We start from the raw sequence: 26,604 nt of genomic DNA on the forward strand, positions 1-26,604 counted from the left end.
AGCGTCTGTTTCGCCGCTTGAAAGGTTTCCGAAGAATATTTAGTCGATTTGATAAGTTGGATGTCGTTTTTAAGTTCTTCATCAACTTTTCATTGATCGCTGACCGGCTAATTAGTGTTAACAGGCCCTAGCAGGCTGTTGAAATTCGCAGAATTTCGACAACCTGGTACCGGAATATGGATGTTCCGGCAAAATCGACGACGCCTAAGTCGTTGATTTTGGAAGAAAAGTGAAAATCACATTTTTCGCTTTTCGTGTTTTGAAACAGGCAGGATGCCTTTTTCAACAACCTGCTAGGTTTCATCCGTAAAATTTGCCGCAAGGTGTGATCCATCGCAAAAAGGTTTGTTCTTCGAAGCACCACAACGGCAAAGGGAATATTTTTTCTCGCACGCACCCTCACACCAATCCGCATTTACCAGTGCCAGATTACGAATACGATAGGGTCCATTTGCCTCTACTTGAATTGAAATCCCGGGTGGTATCTCGTGGTGGATACCTTCACCATTTCTTTCGTAGCGCAAGGCACCGGAGGGGCAAGCGCGTATAACGTCAATTATTGCAGCGACCGAACCTTTGTCTGGATCTATCCAGGGATCACGCTCTGTATCAAATACCGCCTGGAGGCGCCGGCCGCATTCGTAGGACTTGGAACAGACCAGGCGATTGTAAAGGACTGTTATGTCTCTGCCCTTGTAGCTCAAAATTTCGTCTGTGGTTCGTTCAGGGGATTTCTCATCCGAATATCCAACGCGGGCATGGGAACCATCACAAAATGGCTTGTTATTTGATGCACCGCAGCGGCATAAAGCCATCGTGGCCCGAGTGGGTATGTCTGCACCATCGACTCCCTTCAAGTCCTCCAGGCTATGTGTGATCGCGGGGCCGTTCTTGCTTAACTCGATCGATGCAGCACTCTTCGCGGGCCCGGCGCTGGGGGATGCGATCCGACCCGTGAGACGCAAGCCATCTCGGATGTTAAGCCCCATCAATGTCAGATTCATCGCGCCGGCAATCAGTTCCAACCCCTGAACAGCAAAGAAAACACTATCAAAGGAGCCAGAGTTGGCTTTCGAGGCCAAAAAAAATGCGCATGGAACCAGAATGATCAGGCCGTTCAATGCAATAATCGGCATCCGCTTTTTCTTCGCCAAAACGCCGGGATCATTGCGGCCCCGCCCCAGGGACATTCCGGAGCCTCCGGTAATTATCATGGCCGGAATCAACACAGCCATTCCCCAGAGAATGCCATTCTTAACCGCCGTAACGGCCGCTTCGTTACCTATCAGCTCTGAAACCGCTGTCGAGGTCCAGAAGCTGGCAATCATTAAGAAACTTACAATACCGGCAATTGCGTGAACTCTGGTTTTCATCATCGTTGCCTCTCTTCGAACCACATGCGTTGCAGCAGCTGGTCCTGTTTGAATAGCTGGTGATATAGCACCGCTCCGGCATGGAGAACCAGCAGCGCAACTATGGCGCCGGCGCCTATTTCATGGGGCCTGCGCGGTGGATAGTCGAAGAAGTCAGGCAGCGTTGTCACCAGCTCTCCACCAAAAATTATCGGGCCAGCACCCGACAAAATCATTGTTCCAATGCCACTGGCGGCCGTGCCGAGAATAAGTACGTAGAACAAAATATGGACAACTCGAGAGGCAACATGCTGCCAGCTGGGCATGGGTACGGAAGCAGGTTTATTGTCTACAAATAACCACCAGCCGAGGCGTGTCAAGGTAAGGAGCAGAATGGTGACGCCTATGGGGATATGTACGCGCAAGACGGCTGCTTTGGCGGCCGCGTCTTCCATTTCAGCCGCTCGAAAACCCGAACCAATCAGTGCAACCATAAGCAAAGCACTGAACCAGTGGATAGCCACAGCAACCCTGCCGTACTGATCCGGTGCGCTTTTGAATGACATCTTGCTGCTCTCTATACGCTGCGCAGTGGCTTAGGCCACACAGTGGCCAGACACGGCCAGCTTTTTGAACAGGTGCGGCGAGGCAACCGCACTTTCAGGGTAACCGCCGATGCGCTTCTGAAATTCCGGGTTTGAGAAGGCGTTGCGGAAGCTCTCCACACTTTCCCATATTGCATAGTTAACGAAGGTTCCGCTGCCGCCTATGGCTTTATGCATCTGTGTGGAGATATAACCGGGCTGGGCACGCATAAAATCTGCATCGTGCTTCCACGCCGCAAGCAGGGCCTCCTCATCGGCTGGATCGATGGTGAAGACGTTGATTAGCACTATGGAGCCGTCTTCGTTGGTTTGCATCTGGTCAGCCAGGCTGACTTTGTCGTTGAGTTCTTCGAACCTCGCCATCATTCAAATCCTCTAACAGTTGCTGATAACACTGGTTTACTCAATACGGCCGCGAACAATTTCCAAGAGCCGGAGCGCATCCCGGATACGTCGCTCACTCAGCCCCTCGGCCAGTGTGTTGACCCAGGTGGACTGTGCTTTGCCTATCTCGACCATGACCGCACTTCCGGTTTCGCTGATGGCGACAAGCGGCGAACGTTTGTGATCCAGATTTGCCTCCAAAGTAACCAATCCTTGGGCATTGAGATCATTGACGATGCGCTGAACGCCCTGACGGGCGAGCCCCATCCTCCTGGCAATCTGGGCGACCGTGAGGGGCTGCCCCCATTCGTCGATAGCCCCCATTACCTGCCAGCGGGCACTGGTCATGCCCATCGGTTTGGTCAGTTTGTTGCCGGCCGCCAATAGCTCCCCGTTCAACCGAAAGGTCTCAAGGATCAGGGCAGTCAAAGCCTCGCCTTCTGTTGTTCGCCTCATAGGACCCTATACTGTCATAATGGTAATATATTGTCAATTATCTTATCTGCCCACCGTTGAATGCCCAAGCCCACATTGGCGACAGGCTGATAAAGCCATATTGAGTGTCTGCAAACGGGATTTCAGTGTATGCCAGGTCAAATCCGAGCTTTGCAGGTTGGCGTATCGAGGCGCAATGACCCACACCGGGAATTAGGTTCCAGGAACACCCTACACAATAAAGGCACACACCAGTCCAGATCGCCAATAGGGGAAAATTCTCCTACCTTATTATTAATAAGCAGTTGTTTAGCTGGCAAGCCACTTCTTAATTCAGTCCACCCTGTGGGGTCGCCGGCATTGTGGAGTTATTACCGGCCTGTTACAGGCCCAGGACACAGCAACAACCGAGCAAAACTGACTGCCACTGAGCGGACCTGACAATGACGGAAACCCCCGCCAAGCCGGGCACAACTGGAGCAGTCTGGCCGGAGCTGTTTTTGGATACGGACACTCTGGTCGCTTTCGGTATCGCCCTGGGACTTGGCCTGCTGGTTGGACTGCAGAGGGAGCGCACCGCAGTCCGCCTCGGCGGAATCCGGACCTTTCCCCTGATCGCACTGTTTGGTGCCATGGTGGCGCGCACCAGCCAGATCTATGACGCCGCCTGGCTGATGGCCATCGGCCTTCTGTGTATGGTGGTTTTAATATTACTGGGCAATCTCGAACGCCTTCGCGGAGAGGCGGAAACCTCCGGTGTCACCACCGAAGTCACCGCCCTGCTGATGTTTCTCCTCGGCGTCCTGCTGGTGGTCGGTGACAAAACACTGGCGGTGGTCGCTGGCGGCACCATTACTGTACTGCTGCACCTGAAACCCAGTATGCACAGGTTTGCACAGCGGCTGAGCGAAAATGACCTTCGCGCAATTATGCGATTTGCGCTAATTTCACTCATTATTCTGCCAGTGCTGCCCAATCAAACCTTTGGCCCCTACGACGTCCTGAACCCCTTCAAAATTTGGCTGCTGGTAGTACTTATCGTCGGCATCGGCCTGGGAGGCTATGGTCTTTACAAACTGGTGGGCGCCCAGGCGGGCACCCTGTTGAGCGGTGTCATCGGCGGCCTTATCTCCTCCACCGCAACCACCGTCAGCTATGCCCAGCGCGTCCGCAACAATGACACTGCGCTCGACCTGGCGGCCCTGGTGATACTGATCGCCTCCACTACCATGTTTGTGCGTATCTTTGTTGAGATCTCAGTGGTGGCGCCCCATATTCTGGGCCAGCTGGCACCGCCGCTGGCCGCGCTAATGGCGGTCAGCGTCGCGGTCTGTGGCGTCGGTTATCGTACAATCAGCCGGCGGAAGTACGACATACCGGCGCAGAGCAACCCGGCGGAACTTGGCTCGGCGCTGATCTTCGCCTGTCTCTACGCTGCGGTGCTGCTGGGTATCGCCGCCGGCCAGGAGTATCTTGGCAACCGCGGCACCTATCTGGTGGCAATGATTTCCGGATTTGCCGACGTGGATGCCATCACCCTTTCCAGTGCCAATCTGGCTGGAGAGGGGTTGCTGGAGCCCGCAACCGCCCTGCGTGCAATTGTCATCGCCACCCTCGCCAACCTGGCCTTCAAGGCGGTTGTGGGTGGTATTCTTGGCGGAAGAGCGCTGTTCCGGCGATTAATATTATTGTTCGCGCTGCCTTTCTGCGCGGGTCTGGCAGTGGTTTTTCTATGGCCTCAGCCATGATTGCCACCTTCACATCATTAACCCGGCAATCCGGCGGAGGATTCCCCATCGACTAGATTGCCAGGTTAATAGTGTCGACAAGCCCTAAAAAGATCGCCTACGGTAACGCCGGTATCCGGGGCACCAAAAGTTGCGCTCTATCGCCGCTTTCAGCTTGTCCTCAGTTATACCCGGCGCGACACCGTCGGCCTGGGCCTGCAGGCCCACTTTCATGCCGATATAGCGGGTAATTTCACGAATATCGGACAGTGCCGGCAGCAGGGCACCGGCTCCGGTCCTGACCACCGGCGCATGCTCGGCCAGCGCTTTGGATGCCGCCATCAACATGCCGTCAGTCACCCGCGTGGCTCCGGCGGCGATCACACCCAGCCCGACCCCCGGGAAAATGTAGACATTATTGCACTGGGCCACATTGTAGCTCTTCCCTTCCAGCTCCACCGGCGCAAAGGGGCTGCCGGTGGCGACCATGGCGTCGCCATTGGTCCAGGCCAGAAGTTCCTGCGGCCGGGCCTCAGCGCGCGATGTGGGATTCGACAAGGGCAAAATCAGCGGGCGCTTGCAGCCGACGTGCATGGCTTCGACCACCTCCTGAGTGAACAGGCCGCCCTGCCCCGAAACACCTATCAGAATGGTTGGCTGGACCTGCTGGACCAGCTGCAGCAAACTCCACTGGTTGGCGTTGGGATACAGCGCCGATTCCTGGGCCAGGCGCGCCTGGAAGTCGTGCAACCCCTTGACGTCGTCGGTAACCAGACCGTAGCGGTCAAACATCAATATTCTCTGTCGGGATTCCCGCTCCGACAGCCCCTCGTCGACCATGGCTTTTACGATCTGCTCCGCAATACCACAGCCGGCCGAACCGGCTCCCACCACAAGGACACGCTGCAAGCCCAGAGGCTCTCCTTTTGCCTTACACGCCGCCAGCAGCGTCCCCAGACAAACCGCTGCAGTGCCCTGGATATCGTCGTTGAAACAGCACAGCCGGTCCCGGTAGCGTTCCAGCAGCGGCATGGCATTCGATTGGGCAAAGTCCTCGAACTGCACCAATACTCTGGGCCAGCGGCGTTTCACCGCCGCGATAAACTCCTCAACGAATTCGTCATATTCTTCCTGGGGCACCCGCTCGTGGCGCCATCCCATATACATGGGGTCGTCCAGTAAAGTGCGGTTGTTGGTACCCACATCCAGCATGACCGGCAGTGTGTAGGCGGGGCTGATACCGCCACAGGCGGTATATAAGGACAACTTGCCAATGGGAATGCCCATGCCACCGATACCCTGGTCACCAAGGCCGAGGATACGTTCACCGTCGGTAACCACTATGACTTTGACATTGTCCTTGGTGGCACTGCGCAGGATATCGTCCATGTGCTCGCGGTCCGGATAGGACACAAACAAGCCGCGGTGGTTGCGATAGATATTGGAAAACTCCTCGCACGCCTGACCCACCGTCGGCGTGTAGATGATCGGTAGCATTTCCTCAATATGGGCCTGGATCAGGCGAAAGAAGAGGGTTTCATTGTCGTCCTGGATTGCCCGCAGGTAGATGTGGCGTTCCAGATCCGTATTGCACTGGCAGTACTGGTGATAGGCGCGGCGCACCTGCTCTTCAATGGTTTCCACATTGTGGGGCAGCAGCCCGGCCAGATTGAACTCGAGGCGCTCCTTCAGGGTAAAAGCGCTGCCCTTGTTGAGCAGTGGCATCTCCAGCAGGGATGGACCCGCATGGGGTATATACAGTGGGCGTTTGTCTTCATTGGTCATCGTCGGGATTATACCCGGAAATCGGCATGCACATTACCCTACTGCGCTAAATTATGTCCCGGCTTTCGCTTAGCCCAGGCCCACTTCCAGGGTGAAATGAGCGTGGATACCGAACGAGGCCAGACTGCCAGGCTGTATCTATACTGTGTATTGATTTACAGATCCCGACCACCCAATGGGGAACAGAAAGGCTCGGGGCCAAATCCACCCTTTGGAGGAATTCAAGCTATGGCCGCTTCGCCAGGCGCCAGACTGGCGCTACTGCTGACCATCCCCCTGACTGCGCTGACACTGTCCTTACCAGTCTTCGCCGACGAGGATCCACTGCCCTCATGGAATCAGGGAGCGGCGAAGCAGGCCATAGTGGAGTTTGTTCAAGCAGTCACAGACCAGTCTCAAGCGGTCTATGTGGAGCCCCAGGACAGAATCGTTGTTTTCGACAACGACGGGACTCTGTGGCCATCCCACCCCGTTTACACGCAATTGGCGTTTGCATTGGACCGAATCGACGCTCTGGCACCTGCGCATCCGGACTGGAAAAACAAGCAGCCATTTAAAGCAGCGCTCGACAAGGACTTCAATGCACTCGGCCAACTGGGCTCCAAGGGTATCCTGGAACTGGTGATGGCCTCGCATACCGGTATGAGCACCACTGAGTTCGAAACAATAGTCAAGGATTGGTTTGCATCCGCGCGACATCCACGCTTCAAACGCCGCTATACAGAGCTCGCCTATCTGCCGATGCTGGAACTGCTCAACTATCTGCGAAGCCACGGCTTCAAAACCTATATAGTATCGGGCGGCGGGACTGACTTCATCCGGCCTATTTCCCAGACAGTCTATGGAATTCCACCGGAGCAGGTGGTTGGCTCCAGCGTAAAAATCAAGTATGAGATAGAGAATGGCAAGCCGCGGCTCCTGCGGTTATCGGAGCTGAATTTTGTGGACGACAAAGCCGGAAAGCCGATAGGTATTCATAATTTCATTGGCAAACGGCCCCTGGCCGCATTCGGAAACTCCGACGGCGACAGAGAAATGCTGCAGTGGACCGCCGCCGGCAAGGGCGCGCGCCTGATGATGCTGGTACTCCACGACGATCCAAAACGGGAATATGCCTACGGCCCCGCCCGCGGTCTGCCGGACACCCAATTTGGAAGTTTCTCCAAAGAGCTAATGCGGGAGGCGGAAGAGTCCGGCTGGATCGTGATCAGCATGAAAAACGACTGGAAGACGATCTTCGTTCTCGAGCAATAGATAGACGGACACCGAATGGAGATAGGGACTGGCTCCCCAAGTCCACAGGACCCCGTCCATATACAGGTCAGTTGCTGCCGGAAGCACCCGCCTCTATCTGCTTCTGGACCTTTTCCAGATTGAATGAGCCCGGGCTCTGGCTGGGTGGATAGTCCTGCATGGTTTTGAGAAACTCGCTCGCTATCTGCTGCATTGGCACCAGCACAAACGCCCTGTCTATCAGCCAATCGTAATATACATTGGAGTTGTGCTGCGCGCGTTCAAATGGATCGCGGCGCAGATTGAACAACAGAGGGACTCTCAGTTCCGTGAAGGGTTCCATCCAGACACCAAACGCCTGCCCCCGGTTCTCCTGAAAGACCGATTTCCAGGCATCGTAGCGCATCGCCACTATCTGACCATCGTCATTGACATAGATAAAGTCCGAGCGCGGCGATTTATCCGTCTCACCAGTGAAATACGGCAGCATGTTTTTGCCGTCGATATAGTTCCGGTATTTCCTACCTTCCAGCTTGACCCCTTCAAGCAGCTTTTGCTTGATGTCCGGGTCACCACCAACGGCGGCAAAGGTCGGCAGCCAGTCCTCGTGGGAAACGATACCATTCAAGGTCTTGCCGGCGGGAAATTTACCCGGCCAGCGCACGAAAGCCGGCACCCGATAGGCTCCCTCCCAATTGGAGTTCTTTTCACTGCGGAAAATCGTGGTTCCGGAATCTGGCCAGGTATTGTAGTGGGGACCATTGTCAGTGGAATAGAAGACGATGGTATTGTCGGCGATTTTCAATTCATCGAGAAGATCCAGCAACTGACCCACATGCTGGTCATGTTCCACCATACCGTCTTCGTATTCGTTGCTGTTGGGCCCGGCAAGGTTGGTGTGCTCCTCCCGCACATGTGTCCTGAAGTGCATCCGCGTGGCATTCCACCAGACAAAGAAAGGCTTATTGTCCTTGTGTGCGCGCTTGATAAACTCGATCGCTGCCGCAATAGTTTCGTCATCAATGGTTTCCATCCGCTTTTTGGTCAGCGGCCCCGTATCTTCAATTTCTCCATTTGCCTTGGCTCGGATCACGCCACGTGGGCCGAATTTCTTGCGGAACTCCGGGTTTTTAGGATAATCACGGTTTTCCGGTTCCTCTTCCGCATTCAGGTGGTAGAGATTACCGAAAAACTCATCGAATCCGTGATTGATGGGCAGATGCTCGTCACGGTCACCGAAATGGTTCTTACCGAACTGACCAGTGACATAGCCGAGACCTTTCATCACCGTTGCAATGGTCACATCGGATTCCTGCCAGCCCTCTTTTGCCCCTGGCAGTCCAACCTTGGTCATTCCTGTCCTGACGGGGACATTGCCACCTACAAATGCGGCCCTACCGGCGGTGCAGGACTGCTGGCCATAATAGTCGGTAAACGACAGCCCCTCATTGGCTATGCGATCGATATTGGGGGTCATATAACCCATCATGCCCCGATTGTTGAAACTGATATTCCAAACACCAATATCGTCTCCCCAGATCACCAGAATGTTAGGCTTTTCCTGGGTCCAGGCGGAGCTGGATATCACTAAGAAGGCAATTGACGCCAAAGATCTCCAGCTTGCAGCGAGGCGTTGAGGAAGGATCCACCAAAGAGTTTGCTTGTGCATCAATTTACCTCCGGCCACAGTATGGCCAGGACAACTTTGGCCAATTCCTCCTTCAAGACTAGATGATTATCAACAGCTCAAATCCGGAAAAGGAAGTTGGCGTCACCAACCTTTGACGACAAACATACGAATTAATGGGACCGGCTCAACAGCCTGCTGCTGCCGAGCCTACCCCTCTGACCATCACATCTGAGGACATAAATGCGTCCTGCACTGGCATACACCTTGAGGACGGGCCCAGCTTACACTACCCTCGGGACTGTACTCCCCCTGAACTCTATTCAACGCTAATTTCTGCAACAGAAGGTCACCTTAAGAAGTAAAGCTTCCCAGTCCCTTTCAAAGCCCAAAATCTGCCCAATTCGCAAGCGATCCTGCGAAACTTGCGAGGCATCGGGCCAGCTGTGCCGCGTTGGGATAAACTCCAGATATTGTGCTGTCCAGCTGGGAGAGGTAGGGGATTATGAGCCCGGCAACCAAATAAGTTGCCGGGCTCATAATATTGCCGATCCATAGCCCTAAGAAAACCGGCCAGAAACCCTGAGCGCCTTACGACCAGATTACCATATGATAAATTCTGCTTCTGAAAGAGAGTAGGTATCGATAACCAAGGGCCAGTAGATGGAATTATTTAAGCGCAGATCATCGTCAAGATACCATCTCTGAGCGTCAGAACCATTGCAGTTCATCCATTCTACCCGGTTGGACTGACTGGCGTTGACCCCCAGGCATTGCCCATCGTTATAGATACTTCCATCTGCATTGATTTGCAACAATTGATTTCCTGCTTCCGGATCATTATATGGCTTGCAGACGCCGTCCAGGAATTGAGTTCCGTCATCATCCAAACAGTCACTAACCCCACTATCAACGAGCATCAGACGACCCTGAACTTCCGGATAGAACCACTGCTGATTCAGATTTGTCCCCTGGCATTCCCACAGCCAGACGTCATTACCATTGGAAGTATCCCCCTGACTGAGGTCAAAGCACTTGCCAGTAAAAGGGTTTTTTAGCTGATTATTTGCTATCACCCACTGCTGATTATTGTTAGCACCGTTATTGCTACAATCCCACAGCTGGATCATATTGCCATTGCTACTACCCCCTCCGGCATTGTCGAGACACTTCCCCATAGACCGAATTGTGCCATCTGTGGAAAAGGTCCACAGTTGTTCCGGCGTCTGATTGGGTAAATCTTCACAGCCCCAAATTGTGATCTGAGTTCCGTTGGCAGTTTGAGCACCGGATACTTCAGCACACTTGTTATAGTCTTTCCTGGGCACCAGGTTTCCCTCACGCGCCGGAATTACCCAGGAAAAATCCGCATCATAGGTAAGGCCGCCGCAATCGTAGAGATCAATATTGGCCCCATTTGAGTTATCGCCACCTTGTTGCCTATTGACGTCCAGACACAGACCTGTGGCCGATGAAGAGGCAATATGCCCTTCGACATGATCAACCACCCACCTTTGCTGGAGGCTTCCGGATATACAGTTTTGTAGTTGTACGTTGTAGTCACCACTGACACGGCCCATGCACAAACCCATGGAGCGAATAGTGCCATCCGGATAAAACGACCAGCGCTGTGACGGACGATTCTTACAGTCCCACAATTGTAAATTCGCTTTGTCCACTGGCTGCCCGCCGGCCACTTCCACACATTTGGTCTGATCCCGAAGTTTAAGCGCTATATGGCCTTCACCTGCAGCACCACCCAACTCGAACCCCACTGCCGCATGGTCGGAGTAAACCGACAGATTTCTGCCACCAAATCCAGCGATAAAATCACTTGACACCGCAAAATCCAGTTCACCCGGCCTGGTATCATTGGTGGGAAATATATGGGTTGGCTGAAAGCTCCGGTACAGGTGGCTTCCGGCCGGGAGTGTTGGGGTTAAATCCGGCAGAGGGTTTCCATTCGTATCCGGATATTCATGGTTTTGCAGGTCCCGGTTAAAATCCCCCAGAGCCAGCCACGAAGAGGTGGAGTTGGCTGTCGCAATCTGCGCCAACACCGTATCGGCATTGTTGTTCCTGGTGCGCCCATATGAGCCCGCGTGAACAGTGTAGACCGTGGTAGGGGTACTACCCTGGGCACCGGTATTGATGGTAATTCCAAAACTTTCGCGGCTGGTGCCCTGTGTCGCGGGAAGGATGGATACTGCACTGGCTCTATAGCGTGAAACAATGGCAAGGTTGGTGCGCCTACCGTCGGAAGGCGTATCGTGATCTCCAAATACCGGCAGATGATAAATATAGTAACTCTGTCGATTTACAGTCCACAGGTATTCTGAAACGATGGCTCCGGGAGCCGCTGCAGCCTCCCAGCTTCTCAGTGCATTACCGGCCGAGGCGGGCACTGCCCCGGCTTCCTGCAGTGCTACCAGATCCCGTGGAGCACCAAGATACTCTCTGGTTCCGCTCAAAATCGCCCGGACATCCACTTGCCAGGTACTATCAGTATCGCTATTTGCCCCCTGCATATTAAAAGTGGCAAAACTGAATTCACTGATATGTGCCTGGGAGCTGTTTGGAATAAAGAAAGAAACTGTACATGTGAAAAGCAGCACGACGAAAAAAAGTGAGCGTGTCTTTATGACATTCATATGACGAATCCTTGCATGATTTTTATCCTAAATAAGAAAACCTTACTCTAATTCAAAAATTCTCCTCTTTCGTTTTTCAATACTATTTTTTATAACATCTCGCCGTCATCATTTACAAGCCCTACAGACAATCAAAGACGTATCAATTAAATGTAATAATTACCGCTCTGGCAGCAGGCCCTGGACAAAATAGATAAGTTCATGGCGGACACCTTTCCAAGCCATACCCCATCAGGATGAAAGCTGGCACCACCCAGATGCAATTTTTGCAAAACTAATTTTTAAAATAGAGAATCTCAGCCGGAAAAGCTTTTGCGGAATTAAGCAATAAAGTTTAAAAAGTGAAGATGAATAGAATAAAATTGAGCCGCACAAGCAAACGAAAATAGAAATAAATATTTTTTACCGTCACACAAAAACTCAGCAGATTATAGTTTTTCTTCGTGGTGAAAGGTTTGCATAGATGTCTCGCAAACTCCGGCCCAAAAGCCGGGGAGGCTTTTTATACCGGTAACTATTAACCAACCAGCCAAATAAAGTGCCTAGCAAGTGCGGTATAGGGAAGTATTGCTGCGGAACAGAGACCGACGCAGGCGCCGGAATAGTAATTGATTCAGACGTCCGGCTCGCCCATCAGGGTCGGCCAGGCAGCGCGAAGGTATACTACCATAGTCCACAATGTGAGCGCGGCGGCCACATAGAGCAATACATAGCCAAGGGCTTCCATCAGTGGATACTCCCGCACATCGAAAGCCAGCAGCACTATAATAGCCGCCATCTGGGCGGTCGTTTTGATTTTGCCGATAAAGGAAACCGCTACGCTGCTGCGCTTACCCAGTTCAGCCATCCATTCTCGCAACCCGGATACCGCAATTTCACGCCCGATAATCACCGCCGCAGCCACGGTGAACCAACTGTTTTGATGCAGACCGACCAGTAAAACCAGCGCAGTGGCAACCATTAGCTTATCCGCTACGGGATCCAGAAAAGCTCCGAAAGGCGTGCTTTGATTCATTCGCCGGGCTATGTAGCCGTCCAGCCAATCGGTGATGGCCGCTGCGGAGAAAATTACTGCCGAAGCCAGATAACTCCATTTGTAGGGCAGGTAAAATACCAATACGAATACCGGTATCAACGCGACGCGCAGTAGCGTTATCTGGTTGGCGAGTGTCATGCTTGCCCCTGTCTCTAATGAGGGTGTAACTTACCAAGTCATGGAAGAAAAAGAAACATTGCCTGCGACCCGGCTTTTTGGCTCTGTGACACAGTGCGCGGGTCAGTGGCTGTGCAGCGCGTCGTAAATTTCCCTGGCCAGCTTTCCGCTCACACCATCCACACCCGCCAGCTCATCCACAGTCGCGCGACGTATCTCCTGCAGTCCCCCGAAATGACGCAGCAGGGCTCTGCGGCGTGCCGGCCCAACCCCGGGGATGCCCTCAAGGGGCGACTCACGACGCTTTTTATCGCGGCGTGCACGATGGCCGGTTATGGCAAAGCGGTGCGCTTCATCCCGCACCTGCTGAATCAGGTGCAGTGCAGCGGAATCTGATGCCAGCACATGGGTCTTGTCCCCCGCCACCACATAGAGGGTTTCAAGTCCCGTCTTGCGGCTGCTGCCCTTGGCCACGCCAATTATCTGCACACCCACTACACCCAATTCATTCAGGCAGTCCACCGCCTGCCGCACCTGGCCCTTGCCACCGTCGATAAGCAGTATATTGGGGAATTTACCCTCCCCGCTGGCAAGGCGTGTGTAGCGCCGCTTCAGTGCCTGGGCCATCGCCGCATAGTCGTCTCCGGGCTGGACCCCCTCAATATTGAATCGGCGATAGTCGGATTTTACTGCGCCGCCGGTATCGAAGACGACACAGGATGCCACTGGCGCCTCCCCGCTGGAATGGCTGATATCAAAGCACTCCAGCCGCTCGGGCAGCTGCTCCAGGCCCAGGCTCTCCTGCAGGGCGCCGAAGCGGCTGAGCAACTTTTGCTGGGCTGCGGTGCGGCTGCTGAGATTTTGCTCCGCGGCCTGCTGTGCCATAGAGACCCAGGTCGCCCGGTTGCCGCGCAGCCGGTGCGCCAGTGTCACCTCCCGCCCACTGTGTTCGCTAAGGGCACGCTGCAAAAGCTCAGTATCGCCGACAGCCTCCGCAGTGAGGATTTCCCTCGGCACCTCACGCCGTCCCCCCAAATAGAACTGGGGAATAAAAGCGGACAGCAATTCGGCAGCGGAAAGCCCCAGCCGCTCCGCTGGGAAATAGCTGCGGCTGCCCAGTATCCGCCCCTGCCGGATAAATAGAATGTGTACGCAGCAATTACCGCCCAGGACGGCCACTCCGATCACATCGACATTGCCGCTGCTTCTCTCCGCCACCTGGTCTGCCTGCAGGCGCCGCAAATCGGCGATCTGGTCGCGGAGGCGCGCGGCCTTTTCAAAGTCGAGCAGTTTGGACGCCTTGTCCATCTCATCTGCCAGTTCGCGGATGATAGTGTCGCTTTTGCCGCTGAGAAACATTTCCGCATGGCGCACATCAGCGCGATAGTCCTCCTCGCTGATAAAATTGACGCAGGGTGCGGTGCAGCGGTTGATCTGGTACTGCAAACAGGGCCGTGAACGGTTGCGAAAGACACTGTCCTCACAGGAGCGGATGCGGAATGTCTTCTGCAGAAAATTCACACTGTCTCTTACGGAGGCCGCATTGGGATAAGGGCCAAAATACTGCCCTTTTTTGCGCTTTGCACCCCGGTGCAAAGCAATGCGGGGAAAGGTGTCTTTGCTGGAGAGAAAAATATAAGGGTAACTCTTGTCATCCCTCAACATCACATTATAGGGAGGTTTTTGGGACTTGATGAGACTCTGCTCCAGCACCAGGGCCTCGGTCTCACTGCGGGTGACGGTAACCTCAATGCTGTTGATTCGCTCCACCAGCGCCATGGTTTTGGCTGTGAGCCCGGCGGCGCGAAAGTAGCTGGAGAGGCGGTTGCGAAGATTCTTGGCCTTGCCGACGTACAATATGCGCCCTTCGGCGTCAAACATCTGGTAGACACCGGGGCTGCGGGTCAGACTCTGCAAAAAGCGCTTGCTGTCGAAAGGTTGCCTCATAGTGGTACAGCTATCTGCTATGGGATCCGTCATTTGGTGCCGGGAATTACATCAAAATTCCCGGTCTGACAACAAGATCTTACAGGGCGGCCTCCGGATCGAGCAGTTGGTGCTTTACCGCGAGCAGCGCCAGCTCCACATCGCTCTGAATATCCAGCTTGGCAAAAATACGATAGCGATAGCTGTTGACAGTCTTGGAACTGACCGACATGGTATTGGCAATCTCCGCCACTTTCATTCCGTTGACGATCATGACAGCCGCCTGGAGTTCACGTTCGGAAAGCTTATCGAATGGGGAGGCATTTGCCAGCTTCCCGCCCATATTGCGCACTGCCAACTTGACCGCAACATCTCTGGTAATATGCATCTTTCCGGCAACTACGGTGCGAATGGCCACGATCATTTCCTTGAGCTGCGTACCCTTGGTCAGATAACCCCAGGCTCCGGCTTTTAGCATGCGCCCCGGGAAAAGATCGTCGTCGAGAGCGCTGACTGCGATTACCTTCATCTGGGGCCAGCGATGCAACAACTTGCGGGTGGCCTCGAGTCCTCCCATACCCGGCATCTTGACGTCCATAAGAATAACGTCAACCTCTGTCTGGCGGCAGAAATCCAGGGCCTCCTCCCCGCTGCTCGCCTCGCCAATCACTTCAATCCCATCGACGTCAGCGAGCATGCGCGAAATACCCATACGCACCAGGTCGTGATCGTCTACCACCAAGACTTTAGTCAATTTCGCCCCAACTACGGAATACACTACGTTGCGTTTTGCGGAACCCAGTCCCGCCTGCAATCTTTTACCGTTTTTATAGTTTTCACCTGACGAGGAAACCGACCTCGTAAAAGTAATGCCACAAAGCCTTGGGGCAACATACCAGACTATCCTGTCGGTGCAAAGGGATACCAGTGATGCCAGCACCGGCGAATGGAAAAGCATCTATTAACCCGACAATGAATACGGACTTATGATGGACTCAATTCGATTTTTCGAAAAGTCAAACTGATTCTTTCATCCATCTGGCGCGCACTTTTTGCCAGCTGATGCAACCAGAATTGCTGTACCGCACCCGAAGTAAATAGCAGCGATCCGTTTGGTAAATCCAACGCCAGACGCCGACTCTTGTCCCGTCGCCGGAAACTCAGCCTGCGCAACTGTCCCAGACTGAGTGTCGCTATGACAGGATAAGTACCCAGTTCCCGCTCGTTGTCCGCGTGCCACCCCATGCTGTCGCGCCCACCCCTATAGCGGTTGACCAATACGGAGTTGAAATCAAAACCGGCGGCGGCGAGCCGCGCCCGCACAGCCGTCAGTGGCCGGCTCCAGGGCTGGGGAGTCAAAGCCAGCCCGGACCATCGATACACAGCGCCCGGATCACCCACATAGGCGTGCAGTCTTGGAATGGGGTAGTGACGGCCAAAAAGGTACACTTTCGGCTGGTCCCACTGCAGGTTTTGGCGGCAGTCCCGCAGGAGTTCGCTCGAGGCCTCCGGCGATAACCAGTCCCTGATCAACAGTGCCCTGCCCGGCTCCAGTGCCAACCATTCGACCGATTCACTGGCCCCGGCCACCGCCAGTGCTCTGGAGGTAAAAATATTCTCATTCACCATGGCTGGTCGTGGAGCCCTGTTTATCCACCAATTGCAAAACGTCGCCGGGAATCTGCCCATCGAAAAGCGGCGCCACGCAACCCGCCAGATCGCTGTCCCGGACGAGGCCAATTCTGTCAGTTTGAACAGGCCCTAGGGGTAGTAGCGGGGCTCCGGCTCCAACTCGACACCGAATTTCTGGTAAATATCTGTTGCGATTTCAGCTGCCAATCGTGTCACTTCTGCCCCCGGGCCCCGCCCCGGGTTTATCAACACCAATGCCTGACGCTGGTGCACGCCGACATTATTGAGACGCTTACCGCGCCAACCGGCCCGCTCAATCAGCCAGCCCGCCGCCAGCTTCCACCGTTCGCCGGCGGGAAAGGCGACCAGTTCCGGGTAGCGCTGCTTCAAGGCAAAATAGCAGGATTCGCTAACCAATGGATTTTTAAAAAAGCTGCCTGCGTTTGGAATCTCTGCCGGGTCTGGCAGCTTGCTGCTGCGAATCGCAATTACTGCCCTCGCTATCTGGTCCGGCCTCTGTTCTGCCGCGTCGAGCTGATGTTCATTGAAGTAATGCTGCAGGGCCGGATAATCGATCCGTGGTACCCAGCGGCGTGGCAGTCGCATCCGTACTCGAGTGATGACAAACTGATCCAGGGCGCGGCCCTTAAAAACACTGCTACGGTACTCGAACTGACAGTCATTAGCCGAAAATTTTTGCTGTTCGCCACTGGCGATATGCACTGCAGTCAGGTCCCAAAAAATATCCCGCAGCTCGACGCCATAAGCGCCGATATTTTGTATTGGCGCGGCGCCAATACAGCCGGGTATTAACGCCAGGTTCTCAAGCCCGCCAATACCCTGCTCCACCGTCCGCATTACCAACTGGTGCCAGTTTTCCCCCGCCGCTGCAGTCACCAGCGTGTCCTCACCGGTATCCACCATCGACACACCCTGCAACTGCAGGTGAATCACCAGCCCGGGAAAATCTCCCGTCAACACTATGTTGCTGCCGCCACCGAGAGGGAGAACCGGCAGTTGCCGATGACGGGAAAACTCCAGCACCTCCAGCAGCTGTTCCAGACTGGTCACCCGGGCAAAAAAATCCGCCTTGGCGGCTATAGCCAGAGTATTCAGGGGCTGTAAATCCACGTCGGTGTGAATCATCGGTCAGGCCAGTATTTCCCGCATGCGCTCCAGGTCCTGTTCGGTATCGACACCGCCGGGCACTTGTTCACAGGCATCCGCAACGTGGATGGGTTGCTCGTGGTACAGGAAGCGCAACTGCTCCAGGCATTCCGTGGCCTCCAGCGGCGCCACAGGCCAGGCGACGAAGCGATTGAGCAGGGCCACCCGATAGGCGTAAATCCCAATATGGCGCCTGGGGAGAAATCCGTCCGGCAGACGACACGGATCCCTGGAAAAGGCGTCCCTCGGCCAGGGTATTGGGGCACGCGAAAAATAGTGTGCGAAGCCCGACTCAGAGGTGACCACCTTGACGATATTTGGATTGAGGAAATCCTCCGCTGAGCCAATGGGCTCCGCCAGGGTGGCAGCGCCCGCAGAGGTTCCGGCCAGATTCGCTGCAACCTGATCGATTACTGTCGAGGGAATCAGCGGTTCGTCCCCCTGCACATTGACCAGTATCCGGTCCGCCGCCAGATTCAGCTTGACTGCAACCTCCTGCAGGCGATCGGTACCGGACACATGGTCTGCAGAAGTCATGCAGACTTCACCGCCAAAAGCGCGCACCGCCTCAGCCACCCGGTTATCATCGGTAGCCACCACCACACGCTGGGCACTACTGTCGCTGGCGCGCCGGTACACATGCTGGATCATGGGTTCGCCACCGATATCCACCAGCGGTTTTCCGGGTAGCCGGCTGGAACCGAAGCGGGCCGGGATGACCACATCAAAGGGCGGGTGTTGACTCATTGCTGAAATTCTTGCAGATGGCTGTAGACACGCTGGTAAAAAGTGTTTGGCAGTTTTGTCCGCACTTCCAGCGCCCACCAGTGGCTCTGCCAGAAGTCGCGGCATTTTACCGCATCCTTCATCGTCATTATGACTGGGGTCTCTCCATCGAAGTGCAGTTCATGGGGCGTAAACTGGTGGTGGTCGCCGAAAGCCTGCTCTTTCGCCTGGTAACCCATAGCGCTCAGTCCGCGGAAAAAGCGCTGCGGGTTGCCAATGGCGCAAACCGCGTGACAGGGGCCGGGCTCCGGGCCGGAAGAGAGCTCTAGGGTTGAAGTATCGTCCAGGTTGAACTGGTGCCAGCAGGATGGTTCCAGCAGCATCTGAAACTCCAACAGGTCGCCGCACTGCTGCCGCACCTTTTCTGTGGGCTCGCCATTGACCACCACCATATCCACCTGGCGCAGCCTTGAACCGGGTTCCCGCAGAGGCCCCCTGGGAAGCAACCTGCCGTTGCCCAGCCCGCGGACGCCGTCTACCACACAGATTTCCAGCGAGCGCCAGAGAGCATAATGTTGCAGGCCGTCATCGGCAATAATCACGTCACACTGATGGTAATCGATCAGGGCCCGGGCGGCCTCAGTACGGTTTGGCGACACCATCACCGGTCGCCCGGTGACCAGATGCAGCATAAGCGGCTCATCGCCGGACTCCAGTACATGGGACTGGGCGGTGACCTGATAGGGATAAGCCCGGGGCCGACCGCCGTAACCGCGGCTCACTATCCCGGGATTCAGTCCGCGGCCGTGCAGCCAGCGCGCCAGCTCCGCCACCAGCGGCGTCTTGCCGGCACCACCGACGGTAATGTTGCCCACCACAATAACCGGTACCGGTAACGGCTCCGGGGGTTGGGTGAGATATCGCCTGCGGCGCCGGCCGGCCAGTACACCATAGAGCCCCGACAGGGGCGCCAGCGGGACCAGCGGAGAGCCACTATTCCCGTTCGGGTACCAGCGCCTGTTGAACCAGTCTTCCAGTGACATCACCCCACCCTAGCGCGCGGTTTGCTGCTGTAACAGTGTGGCGTAACGGCCGCCTGCGCGCAGCAGTTGCTCGTGGTTGCCACTCTCGATGATGCAGCCATTTTCCATGACCAGTATCCGGTCCGCAGTTTCCACAGTGCTGAGGCGGTGGGCGATAACAAAGGTGGTGCGGTTCTTCATCACCTCTTCCAGCGCCGCCTGGATCTGGCGCTCGGATTCATTGTCCAGCGCTGAGGTGGCCTCATCGAGAATCAGCAGGGGGGAGTTTTTGAGCAGTGCACGGGCAATCGCCAGACGCTGTCGCTGCCCCCCGGACAGCATCTGCGCATTGTCACCCAACACCGTTTGCAGGCCCTTGGGCAGCTCTTCCACAAATTCCGTTGCATGGGCGAGCCTCACCGCTCTCTCAACCTGTTCAGGTGTCGAGTTCTCCAGTTCGCCGTAGGCGATGTTCCGATATACGGTATCGTTAAAGAGCACAATATTTTGCGACACCATACTGATCTGGTGGCGGAGATCGCTCAGGGACAGTTCCGCAATATCCATGCCATCCAGGAGGATGCGCCCGCTTGTGGGCTGGTAAAAGCGCGCCAGTAAACTGACCAGCGTGCTTTTGCCGGAACCCGAGGCCCCCACCAGCGCCACGGTTTCCCCGGGCGAAACCTGAAAATGAATATCGCTCAACACTTCCGGTGCCGCATCGTCGTAACGGAAACCCAGGTGCTCGAAAGTGACCGCGCCGCGTACAGGCTCTGTCAGTTTCGCCATACCTGTATCCGGTTCCTTGGGCGCGTCAAACACAGTGAAAATACTCTCCGCCGCGGCAATGCCCTTTTGAATATCGGCGAAAACCTCCGACAGGCTGCGCACCGGCTTTGCCAGTGAGGCGGCTGCACCTATGTAGGCCGCAAACACCCCAGCGGTCATGGACTCCACTATGCCCGGTGCCAGCGCCAGCCACACAATCGTGGCAGTGGACAGCCCCACCAGAATCTGGATCACCGAAACACTGCCATTGTCCGCCACCACAAGCTTCATAAACTGCTGCCGGTTCTTATCGCTGGCGGATTCGAAGCGCGCATTTTCGTAGGCGCGGCCGCCGTACATGCGGACCACCTGGTAGCCGTTGATGGCTTCCTGGGTCACATGGGTGACATCGCCCATGGTGTTCTGTATGCGGTGGCTGAGTTTGCGAAACCTCTTACCCACCACCCGCACTATGGTGGCGATAATTGGTGCAAAGAGAAAAAAGGTCAGGGTCAGTTTCCAGTTGACCAGAAGCAGATAAATCAACAGGCCAATGGTGGTAAACGACTCCCTGATCAGAACCTTGAGCGCCTTGCTGATTGAATTGGTCACCTGCTCCACATTGTAGGAAACCTTGGAAATCAGGTAGGCGCCGGTATAGCGATCGAAATAGGCGCTGGGCAGTTCGCTGATTTTAACAAACAGCTCGGTTCTCAAGCGGTGAATCACGGAGCGCGCCACATAGGCGAGGCCGTAACTGCCAACAAAGTTGCCGCAGGCGCGCAGCACTATGATCAGCAGCATGGCCAGCGGGATCAGCCAGCGGGCAGTCTCCCGGGGCATGACGCCGCCAGGAAAGTAGCCGGCGACAAACCTGGACAGGAATCCACGACCCTCCTGAATACCGGCCCCAACCGCATCCAGCAGCAGTTCGGTGACCGCGATCAGGCTCACGCCCATAGCGGAAAACAACAGAAAGCCAAACACCGCCAGCAGGAAGATGGGCCAGTAAGGCAGAGCATACTGCAACAGGCGGTGGTAGGTTTTGGCACCGTGCAGGGGTTTACGCGGTGATGCGGCGGCTCTGTCCATAAGTTGTCTTACAGTGCCCGGTTGCGGATACTCCGACACGCCTGGCGGCGATCCCTGGGCATCCCATGGGTTACTCTGGTTGCGGCTGCCGCGTGGTGATACTCAGATTGACGAATCCGAGCTGTCCCGCGGCGTCCATCGCACGCACCACCGCCTGGTGCTGGGCGGTGGCATCGGCAGTAATGATCAGTGGGCGATTGTACTCGCCCGCAGAAACTTCCGACAGCGCCGATTTCAGGGTTGTCAGTTTTTTATTGATCAGGGCACGGCCATCCACCGCGTAGGAGCCGTCCGCGTTGATCAGTATCTCGATACCAGCCGGCGGATCCTCCGCCTGCGGGCCGGCGGCCTGCGGTAGATTGAGGTTGAGGTGGCTCTCCTTGGTGAAAGTGGTGGACACCATGAAAAATATCAGGAGCAGGAAGACCACGTCGATAAGGGGCGTCAGATTAACCCCTTCCTGCTCCTTTGGCTGGCGGCGAAATTGCATCCCTGGTTACCCCGCTCAGGCCACTTCGATACGACGGTCGCTGTGCAGCGCGTCCACCAGCTTCACCGCTTCCTGCTCCATGGTGACCACTATGCTGTCCACCCGGCGCTGAAAGTAGCGGTGTGCCATCAATGCGGGAATTGCCACCGTCAGGCCGGCGGCAGTGGTAATCAGTGCCTGACTGATACCCCCGGCCAGGACGCCGGCATTGCCGGTGCCCTGCAACATGATGGCGGTAAACACCTCTATCATTCCCACCACTGTACCCAGAAGTCCTATCAGGGGGGCCACGGCGGCGATGGTGCCGAGAGCACCCACAAACCTCTCCAGCTCGTGGACCACCTGGCTGGCCGCCTCCTCGATACTGTCTTTCATCACATCCCGGCCATGGCGGGAGTTGGACAACCCGGCGGCAAAGATGCGCCCGAGATAGCTGGAGTCACGCAGCTCCTTAATCTTATCCCCATTGATCTGGTTATTCTTCAACCAGTTCCAGACCTCCCCTAGCAGGTGTCTGGGCGCAATGCGGCGCGGGTTGAGGGTCCACAGCCGCTCGATGGTAATGGCGATCACGGCAACGGAACAAAGCAGGATCGGCAGCATCAGCCAGCCACCAGATTTTATTATTTCTAACACTCTTCTAAGCCCCAGACTGCGGAACGGGAATTTTGCGCTGAAACTCTACCACAGCTGGTCCCGCCAACTAAGCGCCATGGGGACATCTTTTTCACCCAGTTGATATCTACCACTTATATCCAGGGGGCGGGAAGACCAAACTGCAAAACTTTTTTCTCATTATCAGAGCTCGTTGTGCCCAACGCTCAAAAAAGCACCGCCAGTATCTGAACAGAGTCGAAACCCGTAAACCGGATTCCCTTCTCAGCGCTTTGAATCAGGTATCAATCAGCCAACGTGGGTACAGGAATCCCTATGCGGTGCGAAAGCGGGTGAAAAACAGGCCTTATCGCTTTAGTCGGTTCGAGGCAATTTATTGTCCCGATACCAAAAACGGCCGCCGTCGCGGGCCTCACTGACCCGGAGCCCCGAGTCGTCACTCCAGAGAAATGTCACCGCACCACTGTCGGCAGTGTTGAACACCCGCGCCCCGGCCTGGACATAGCGCGTCACGACTTGCGGGTGGGGGTGACCGAAGTGATGCCGGAAACCGGCACTGAAGACCACATTGCGCGGCCTGGCCCACTGAATAAATCCATCGGAAGATGAGGTCCGGGAACCGTGGTGGGGAGCGACCAGCAGATCCACGGGCCCCGGGGGTGGAATTCGCCGGACCATCTCTCGTTCAGCCGCCGCGGAAATATCGCCGGCCAGCAGCACGCGAACACCCCTCCAGTGTGCCAATGCCACACAGCTGTGATCGTTGATTTCACCGCTTATTTCAGCCGATCGCGGCCACAGCCATTGGATGGACACCGAACCGAGCCGCTCAGTCCTTCCCGCCAGGCACTGGGAGCCGCCGACCCCCAGTTGGCGGGCCAGCTTATGGCCAAGGGCACCGGGCGCCACCAGCCGGTCCAATCGCAGTTCTGCAGCGAGCCCCCCGGCACCCCCCGCATGGTCATTGTCCCCATGGCTGATGATCGCCGTATCCACCGCCGTATAGCCGGTACCAACAACATAAGGAGCCACTATGGCGCTGCCCGAATTCCAGCCGCCGGCGGTGCTGGGTCCCGCGTCGTAGACCAACAGGTCTCCGCCGCCGCGCAGCACCACTGCCAGGCCCTGCCCCACATCCAGCACTGTCACTGCAAACCGGTCACTGTCCCGCACGCCCGCAGCCAGCTGCGGCACCAGAGGTGCCACCAGCAGCACTATTCCCAGCCAGCCCATCACCCGCCCCGGAAACCCCCGCGGCAACAGCAATAAAAGAATGGCCACCGCCGCCAGGAACAATACAAATCCCTTTTGTGGCGCAACCATCACCCGCCAGCCGGGCCACAGTTCCCGACCGGCACTCAGCAGATCCATCAGTGCCTGCAGTTGCTTACCGGCAAAACCGAGCAGTACATTGCCCGCTGCTGTGTCTCCCAGCAGTGTGCCTGCCATGATCGACGGCAGTATCGACAGACCCATCCAGGGAATCGCCACCAGGTTGAGCAGCAAACCGTTGAAGCTGAAACCGGAAAAATAGACCAGTGAAGGCAGCAGCAGGCTAAGCCCCACCACCCACTGGCTGCGGCACAACCCAAAAAAACTCTCCCGCAGCCGCCCCCGCCAGGGGATCTTGTAAGGTACCAGAGCGGCACTGATCTTCCAGCGCCCGACAAAGCTGAGTAAAAGCGCACCCACCGCCAGAAAAGAGAGCCAGAAACCCGCGCTGAAAAATGCCAATGGCTGAATGGTCAGCACCATGGCAAGCGCAGCTGCATAAGCCAGCCCCGCAGAGAGACGACGGCGCCAACACCATCCCAGCAATAACACCCCGGTCATCACCAGTGCCCGCTGCGCGGACAGTGGTGCACCCGCCAGCAAGGTGTACCCCCCGGCCGCAGCCAGAGCCAGCCCGAGGGGCCACGCCACCGCCACTCTGCCGGTCACAAGGCCGAAACAGCGACCCAGCAGGGTGCCCAGTGCCAGGAACAGTCCCGCCACCATACCCACGTGGAGCCCGGAGATGGCCAGCAGGTGGGCCGTGCCCGTGTGACGCAACAGCATTTTGTCCTCCTGGCCAACGCCGCTGCGGTCCCCCAGCAACAGCGCCGCCAGCAGATCACTGCGCGGCAGCTGGCGCGTCCACAACCGATCACGGATCCTCTGCCTAAAATCATCCAACCCGGATCCGGCGGCCATCAGCTCTGGCGCTTTATCCCCAGCTCTGACATAGCCGGTGGCAAAAACACCCCGCTGTAACAACCAGCCCCCATAATCGAACCCCTGGGGGTTCACACTGCCCCGCGGCCGCTTCAATCGCACAGTCATCCGCCATACACTGGCCGCGCGCATCGAGGGAAGCACCGTGTGCGGCGCCCGGTACCAGGTCAAGTCCAGCAGGGCTCCCGGAGGCAGCACCTGCTCACCCTCTACGTCCATGCCAAGGACCCGTGCGCTAAAACGCAGATCCGGGTTTTGCGCACCGTTCTCCGGCGCAGCGCCAGCCTTACCGTAGTGGTGACCGGGCAGGGATACCAGGCGTACAGAGAGCGTGAAATCAGAGCCGTGCTGACTGGGAGGCAGGCGCTGGTCCAGGGCCCGCTGGTTGTGCCAGACACTCCAGCAAAAGCCAGCGGCGAACACCAGTACGACAGGAAGAGTTTGCCGCCGCCACGGCAACAGCAGGGCCACAATCCCCAGCACCAGCCCCATAGCCAGCGCCAACTGGATTTCCGGCAACGCCGGCAAAGACCCCGCCGCCACTATGCCCGCCGCATAGCACCACAGCAGCTGGCCACAACGCAGCAACCAGCCCCTTTCAATACCAAAACCAATCCTGGAAATTGTTGGATTCATGCCCTGAGAGGGCCCTGATGTTGTCCATTCTTTTGCTTCCTTGTGCCAGAAGAGGCAATGACTTGTAAAGCCACCGGTGAGCACAGTTTACGTGCGAAAGGGCCCCAACAACTGTCTTAGCTGTCCAAAGTAATACCCCATGGTCATAAAGACTTAAGAAAATTGTCTTTTTTAACGTGTTTGTAATATTTCACCCGGAAAATCCGCAGCCATTCGAGCCATGGTGGGAATTTGAAAGACAAACCACCAGCCCGATTCCAACACCATAAACTTTGCGAGATGACCGATGAAAAAGACTGCTATCTCCCTGGCGATCGCTGCCGCGGTCCCGTCCTCACTGGCGTATGCGCAAGATGACGCACAAGCGGTTCAGCTGTACGGCAAAGCCAATGTCACCTTCCAATCCGCGGACGAAGGCGATGGCGCCAATACGGATGTTAAGAGCAACGCTTCGCGCCTGGGCGTCAAAGGTGAGCTGCCCCTGGACAACGGCCTCAAGGGTATCTACAAAATGGAGTATGAGGTAGACGTCGACGGCGAAGAGGACGTCTTTAAGCAGCGCAATATCTACGCCGGCCTGGAAGGTGGCTTCGGCCAGGTGATCGGCGGCAAGTTCGATACACCGCTGAAAGTCGCACAGAAAAAAGTCGATCTGTTCAACGACCTGGAAGGCGATATCAAAAGCCTGATCAGCAGAAGCGACAACCGCGAATCCAACAACCTGCAATACACCACACCGGCCTTTGCCGGCGTCAAAGTATCCGCTGCCTACATAGGCCACCAGGATGAAGAACTCTTCGACGCAGACGGTGAGCCCATCGGCACGCGCAGCGACGGCACCTCTGTCTCTGTGGCTTACGACAACGAAGGTTTCTATCTCGCCTACGCCTATGACCAGAATGTGGAAGCCAATGACTGGGACGTACAGCGTATGGTGGCTCAGTACAACCTGGGCCCGGTACAGGTAGGAGCCCTGTTTGAAGAGCAGGAAAAGGCTGACGGCAGCACCCAGAACGGCTGGCTGACCTCGGCTGCCTACAAGATCAATCAGTGGACCATTAAGGCCCAGTACGGCCAGTCCGACATCGTCAGGAACGACGGCGAAACCTACAGCCTGGGACTGGACTACAAACTCTCCAGCGCCGCCAAGCTGTTTGGTTTCTATACCGATGAAACCGCCGCCGACGACTATGATCGTTCCTACTTTGGCATCGGTACAGAGTTGAAGTTCTAAAATTAAAACCGGCTCTAAAAAACTGACGAAGAAACAACAGTAACCGACCGAAAACCGGTCAAATCCTACCGGCCAACGGCACCCAGGCCGGTTTAAACACGGGTTTGCAGTGCACTTTGCCCGCAAACCC

Annotated in this window: 21 protein-coding genes; 3 read left to right on the plus strand and 18 right to left on the minus strand. The window is 56.0% G+C overall.

Going from position 1 to position 26,604, the window contains the following annotated elements; all coding sequences use genetic code 11:
* Positions 1 to 293: 293 nt before the first annotated feature.
* Genes AB1S50_RS11190 through AB1S50_RS11205 form a run of 4 tightly spaced genes read right to left on the minus strand, consistent with a single transcriptional unit; the run spans position 294 to position 2,797 of the window.
* Positions 294 to 1,376, minus strand: a complete 1,083-nt coding sequence (locus AB1S50_RS11190) for a CDGSH iron-sulfur domain-containing protein (protein ID WP_367150767.1) — start codon at positions 1,374 to 1,376, stop codon at positions 294 to 296.
* Entirely contained in the window at positions 1,373 to 1,918 is a 546-nt protein-coding gene (locus AB1S50_RS11195; RefSeq protein WP_367150769.1) for a cytochrome b, read from the minus strand. Before AB1S50_RS11195 ends, AB1S50_RS11190 begins: the two co-directional genes overlap by 4 nt.
* A 30-nt stretch (positions 1,919 to 1,948) precedes the next feature.
* Positions 1,949 to 2,323 carry an antibiotic biosynthesis monooxygenase family protein gene (locus AB1S50_RS11200; protein ID WP_367150770.1) on the minus strand — a complete coding sequence of 125 codons (375 nt, stop codon included), beginning with the start codon at positions 2,321 to 2,323 and terminating at the stop codon, positions 1,949 to 1,951.
* Between the two features lie 33 nt (positions 2,324 to 2,356).
* Positions 2,357 to 2,797 carry a MarR family winged helix-turn-helix transcriptional regulator gene (locus tag AB1S50_RS11205; RefSeq protein ID WP_367150771.1) on the minus strand — a complete coding sequence of 147 codons (441 nt, stop codon included), beginning with the start codon at positions 2,795 to 2,797 and terminating at the stop codon, positions 2,357 to 2,359.
* Positions 2,798 to 3,219: 422 nt separating this feature from the next.
* Between AB1S50_RS11205 and AB1S50_RS11210 the strand changes: the two genes are divergently transcribed.
* Positions 3,220 to 4,524 (plus strand): MgtC/SapB family protein, encoded by a 1,305-nt coding sequence (locus tag AB1S50_RS11210; protein WP_367150773.1) that lies wholly within the window; start codon positions 3,220 to 3,222, stop codon positions 4,522 to 4,524.
* Between the two features lie 84 nt (positions 4,525 to 4,608).
* Here AB1S50_RS11210 and AB1S50_RS11215 read toward each other — a convergent pair whose 3' ends face one another.
* Complete coding sequence (locus AB1S50_RS11215; RefSeq protein ID WP_367150775.1) at positions 4,609 to 6,288, minus strand: NAD-dependent malic enzyme; 1,680 nt, start codon at positions 6,286 to 6,288, stop codon at positions 4,609 to 4,611.
* Positions 6,289 to 6,516: 228 nt separating this feature from the next.
* Here AB1S50_RS11215 and AB1S50_RS11220 point away from each other — a divergent pair, with 228 nt between their 5' ends.
* Positions 6,517 to 7,542 (plus strand): HAD family hydrolase, encoded by a 1,026-nt coding sequence (locus AB1S50_RS11220; protein WP_367150777.1) that lies wholly within the window; start codon positions 6,517 to 6,519, stop codon positions 7,540 to 7,542.
* Positions 7,543 to 7,609: 67 nt separating this feature from the next.
* Here the strand turns inward: AB1S50_RS11220 and AB1S50_RS11225 are convergent, their stop codons facing one another.
* From AB1S50_RS11225 to AB1S50_RS11285, 13 genes are all read right to left on the minus strand, one after another.
* A complete protein-coding gene (locus AB1S50_RS11225) occupies positions 7,610 to 9,190 on the minus strand; it encodes an arylsulfatase (protein WP_455363750.1) in 1,581 nt (526 codons plus the stop codon).
* A gap of 560 nt (positions 9,191 to 9,750) precedes the next feature.
* Positions 9,751 to 11,799 carry a ricin-type beta-trefoil lectin domain protein gene (locus AB1S50_RS11230; protein WP_367150781.1) on the minus strand — a complete coding sequence of 683 codons (2,049 nt, stop codon included), beginning with the start codon at positions 11,797 to 11,799 and terminating at the stop codon, positions 9,751 to 9,753.
* A gap of 613 nt (positions 11,800 to 12,412) precedes the next feature.
* The gene (gene pgsA / locus AB1S50_RS11235) at positions 12,413 to 12,973 is read right to left on the minus strand and encodes a CDP-diacylglycerol--glycerol-3-phosphate 3-phosphatidyltransferase (RefSeq protein ID WP_367150783.1); all 561 of its coding nucleotides are present in this window, start codon (positions 12,971 to 12,973) and stop codon (positions 12,413 to 12,415) included.
* Between the two features lie 102 nt (positions 12,974 to 13,075).
* Positions 13,076 to 14,899 carry an excinuclease ABC subunit UvrC gene (uvrC, locus tag AB1S50_RS11240; RefSeq protein ID WP_367150785.1) on the minus strand — a complete coding sequence of 608 codons (1,824 nt, stop codon included), beginning with the start codon at positions 14,897 to 14,899 and terminating at the stop codon, positions 13,076 to 13,078.
* A 79-nt stretch (positions 14,900 to 14,978) separates the two neighbouring features.
* On the minus strand, positions 14,979 to 15,632 hold the full coding sequence (locus tag AB1S50_RS11245; protein ID WP_367150788.1) for a response regulator: 654 nt from the start codon (positions 15,630 to 15,632) through the stop codon (positions 14,979 to 14,981).
* A gap of 230 nt (positions 15,633 to 15,862) precedes the next feature.
* The gene (locus AB1S50_RS11250; RefSeq protein ID WP_367150789.1) at positions 15,863 to 16,507 is read right to left on the minus strand and encodes an alpha-ketoglutarate-dependent dioxygenase AlkB family protein; all 645 of its coding nucleotides are present in this window, start codon (positions 16,505 to 16,507) and stop codon (positions 15,863 to 15,865) included.
* 132 nt (positions 16,508 to 16,639) lie between these two features.
* Complete coding sequence (murB, locus tag AB1S50_RS11255; RefSeq protein ID WP_367150790.1) at positions 16,640 to 17,656, minus strand: UDP-N-acetylmuramate dehydrogenase; 1,017 nt, start codon at positions 17,654 to 17,656, stop codon at positions 16,640 to 16,642.
* 3 nt (positions 17,657 to 17,659) lie between these two features.
* Positions 17,660 to 18,424, minus strand: a complete 765-nt coding sequence (gene kdsB, locus AB1S50_RS11260) for a 3-deoxy-manno-octulosonate cytidylyltransferase (protein ID WP_367150791.1) — start codon at positions 18,422 to 18,424, stop codon at positions 17,660 to 17,662.
* Complete coding sequence (gene lpxK, locus AB1S50_RS11265; protein ID WP_367150792.1) at positions 18,421 to 19,446, minus strand: tetraacyldisaccharide 4'-kinase; 1,026 nt, start codon at positions 19,444 to 19,446, stop codon at positions 18,421 to 18,423. The genes kdsB and lpxK overlap by 4 nt, the downstream gene beginning before the upstream one ends.
* 9 nt (positions 19,447 to 19,455) lie before the next feature.
* The gene (gene msbA, locus AB1S50_RS11270) at positions 19,456 to 21,285 is read right to left on the minus strand and encodes a lipid A export permease/ATP-binding protein MsbA (RefSeq protein WP_367150793.1); all 1,830 of its coding nucleotides are present in this window, start codon (positions 21,283 to 21,285) and stop codon (positions 19,456 to 19,458) included.
* Positions 21,286 to 21,355: 70 nt separating this feature from the next.
* Positions 21,356 to 21,775 (minus strand): ExbD/TolR family protein, encoded by a 420-nt coding sequence (locus AB1S50_RS11275; RefSeq protein WP_367150794.1) that lies wholly within the window; start codon positions 21,773 to 21,775, stop codon positions 21,356 to 21,358.
* A 15-nt stretch (positions 21,776 to 21,790) separates the two neighbouring features.
* Positions 21,791 to 22,411: a MotA/TolQ/ExbB proton channel family protein gene (locus tag AB1S50_RS11280; RefSeq protein WP_367150795.1), complete on the minus strand. Its 621-nt coding sequence runs from the start codon at positions 22,409 to 22,411 to the stop codon at positions 21,791 to 21,793.
* A gap of 333 nt (positions 22,412 to 22,744) precedes the next feature.
* Complete coding sequence (locus tag AB1S50_RS11285) at positions 22,745 to 25,240, minus strand: DNA internalization-related competence protein ComEC/Rec2 (RefSeq protein ID WP_367150796.1); 2,496 nt, start codon at positions 25,238 to 25,240, stop codon at positions 22,745 to 22,747.
* Positions 25,241 to 25,526: 286 nt separating this feature from the next.
* Between AB1S50_RS11285 and AB1S50_RS11290 the strand changes: the two genes are divergently transcribed.
* Positions 25,527 to 26,474, plus strand: coding sequence for a porin (locus AB1S50_RS11290; protein WP_367150797.1), 948 nt, complete (start codon positions 25,527 to 25,529; stop codon positions 26,472 to 26,474).
* The last annotated feature ends 130 nt before the right edge of the window (positions 26,475 to 26,604 follow it).

This window comes from Microbulbifer discodermiae (assembly GCF_040742695.1).
Lineage (GTDB): Bacteria > Pseudomonadota > Gammaproteobacteria > Pseudomonadales > Cellvibrionaceae > Microbulbifer.

Coding starts and splice junctions, on each gene's coding strand:
- AB1S50_RS11210 (WP_367150773.1), top strand. CDS start 3,220: ATGACGGAAACCCCCGCCAAGCCGGGCACAACTGGAGCAGTCTGGCCG.
- AB1S50_RS11285 (WP_367150796.1), bottom strand. CDS start 25,240: ATGAATCCAACAATTTCCAGGATTGGTTTTGGTATTGAAAGGGGCTGG.
- AB1S50_RS11205 (WP_367150771.1), bottom strand. CDS start 2,797: ATGAGGCGAACAACAGAAGGCGAGGCTTTGACTGCCCTGATCCTTGAG.
- AB1S50_RS11230 (WP_367150781.1), bottom strand. CDS start 11,799: ATGAATGTCATAAAGACACGCTCACTTTTTTTCGTCGTGCTGCTTTTC.
- msbA (WP_367150793.1), bottom strand. CDS start 21,285: ATGGACAGAGCCGCCGCATCACCGCGTAAACCCCTGCACGGTGCCAAA.
- lpxK (WP_367150792.1), bottom strand. CDS start 19,446: ATGTCACTGGAAGACTGGTTCAACAGGCGCTGGTACCCGAACGGGAAT.
- kdsB (WP_367150791.1), bottom strand. CDS start 18,424: ATGAGTCAACACCCGCCCTTTGATGTGGTCATCCCGGCCCGCTTCGGT.
- AB1S50_RS11215 (WP_367150775.1), bottom strand. CDS start 6,288: ATGACCAATGAAGACAAACGCCCACTGTATATACCCCATGCGGGTCCA.
- pgsA (WP_367150783.1), bottom strand. CDS start 12,973: ATGACACTCGCCAACCAGATAACGCTACTGCGCGTCGCGTTGATACCG.
- AB1S50_RS11290 (WP_367150797.1), top strand. CDS start 25,527: ATGAAAAAGACTGCTATCTCCCTGGCGATCGCTGCCGCGGTCCCGTCC.
- AB1S50_RS11190 (WP_367150767.1), bottom strand. CDS start 1,376: ATGATGAAAACCAGAGTTCACGCAATTGCCGGTATTGTAAGTTTCTTA.
- AB1S50_RS11220 (WP_367150777.1), top strand. CDS start 6,517: ATGGCCGCTTCGCCAGGCGCCAGACTGGCGCTACTGCTGACCATCCCC.
- AB1S50_RS11200 (WP_367150770.1), bottom strand. CDS start 2,323: ATGATGGCGAGGTTCGAAGAACTCAACGACAAAGTCAGCCTGGCTGAC.
- murB (WP_367150790.1), bottom strand. CDS start 17,656: ATGATTCACACCGACGTGGATTTACAGCCCCTGAATACTCTGGCTATA.
- uvrC (WP_367150785.1), bottom strand. CDS start 14,899: ATGAGGCAACCTTTCGACAGCAAGCGCTTTTTGCAGAGTCTGACCCGC.
- AB1S50_RS11195 (WP_367150769.1), bottom strand. CDS start 1,918: ATGTCATTCAAAAGCGCACCGGATCAGTACGGCAGGGTTGCTGTGGCT.
- AB1S50_RS11225 (WP_455363750.1), bottom strand. CDS start 9,190: ATGCACAAGCAAACTCTTTGGTGGATCCTTCCTCAACGCCTCGCTGCA.
- AB1S50_RS11275 (WP_367150794.1), bottom strand. CDS start 21,775: ATGCAATTTCGCCGCCAGCCAAAGGAGCAGGAAGGGGTTAATCTGACG.
- AB1S50_RS11250 (WP_367150789.1), bottom strand. CDS start 16,507: ATGGTGAATGAGAATATTTTTACCTCCAGAGCACTGGCGGTGGCCGGG.